Source organism: Pseudomonas sp. SDT291_1_S447 (assembly GCF_054070155.1).
The window spans coordinates 1-1,191 of record NZ_JBSVXS010000266.1 but is presented as its reverse complement, the minus strand read 5'-3'; the positions used below and the strand labels follow the sequence as shown (position 1 = coordinate 1,191).

Sequence of the window (1,191 nt, the reverse complement as noted above, 5' to 3'; positions counted from 1 at the left end):
TGCACTTCGGCAAAGGTCACGTACAGCGTGCTCTTGCGGGAAAAGATCAACGCCGGACGTTCTTCGATCGCTGCACGCTGATCTTCCGTGACGGTTTTACCTTGGTGCAGCAGCGCCGTAACGATCCCGTCCAGCACGCGAAATTCGTACAACTCGCCGCTGAGGCTGTCGATGATGTACAGCCAACCATCGCGCAACCGGCGAATGCCCATTGGCCGCACGGTCAAGGCATAGGGCAGCGTCAATTCGGCGGCCGGGTCGTGCGGTCGTTCCACCAGGCCATAAGCCAAGGGCAACAGTTGCACATGGGTTTGCCGCAATGGGCAAGCGCCCGGAGAACCGATGGGGGTTTTGGACGCCGCGGCAGCAGCGAGGTTGGCGGGATGGTTCATGATCGACCTCGTTCAGCAGCCCACTGATGCGCCAGGGCCGCAGCCAGCGCGACGCGCTCGCCGGGTGATTGCAGCGAGGGCGTGTGGAGTAAGTGATGGATTTGCGGATGCTGTTCGAACTCGCTGCTGCCGAGCCAGAACACGACGTTGGCGTAATAAAACAACGCAGAGGGACCGCCGAGGCCAAGGGCAGATGCTTGAGTCTCCAACTGATCAAGTACGCCCCAGCGTTGTGCCAGGCTCTCGCCGCTATGGCGCTCAGAGAAGTAGCGGAGCAAATGCGCATCGAGCTCAAGCAGCGTTCGGCGCCGGTCAACCTGATCTAGCGCAATGTCCTGCTCAGGACTCAGGCGATAGGGCACGGTAAGCTCTGGATGTTGCGTCTGGCGGGGCCGCTGAAACCGCCATAGGTCATTGACGACGTCGGCTGTCACTACACAGGTCAAAGGTCCGAACAAAGACTGATCGGCACTGGCAAACAACGCCTGCGCCACCGCTGCATCGGCCATGCGCAAAAACGCCGATTGCCCGGCGGGCAACTCGACCGTGATCAGTTTGCGCAGGTGTTCGGCGACGCCGTGCAGCGGCGCAGCACTGAACAACAGCACGCCCCACTCCTCCTGCGCGCTGTGCAGATAGAACTGCGCCAAGGAATCGTCCGGTTGCTCGATCGCCACCAATAATGGCGAGACATCGCGCAGCGCTGAAAACGGTGGTTGGTCGTAGAGGGCAAGCGTGCTGGCCGTCGGGTTGAGCTGTTTCAACCGCTGCGGCAGATCGCTGATCGTCGCACCGTCCA

Annotated in this window: 2 protein-coding genes; both read right to left on the bottom strand. The window is 61.2% G+C overall.

Translation table 11 applies throughout. The features are described from left to right. Positions 1-392: toxin VasX (locus ACW9IR_RS29445; protein WP_457466121.1), on the bottom strand; the 392-nt coding region annotated here is incomplete at its 3' end. Further along, the coding region (locus ACW9IR_RS29440) for a DUF4123 domain-containing protein (protein WP_457466119.1) at positions 389-1,191 on the bottom strand (803 nt) is incomplete at its 5' end. The genes ACW9IR_RS29440 and ACW9IR_RS29445, both read right to left, overlap by 4 nt.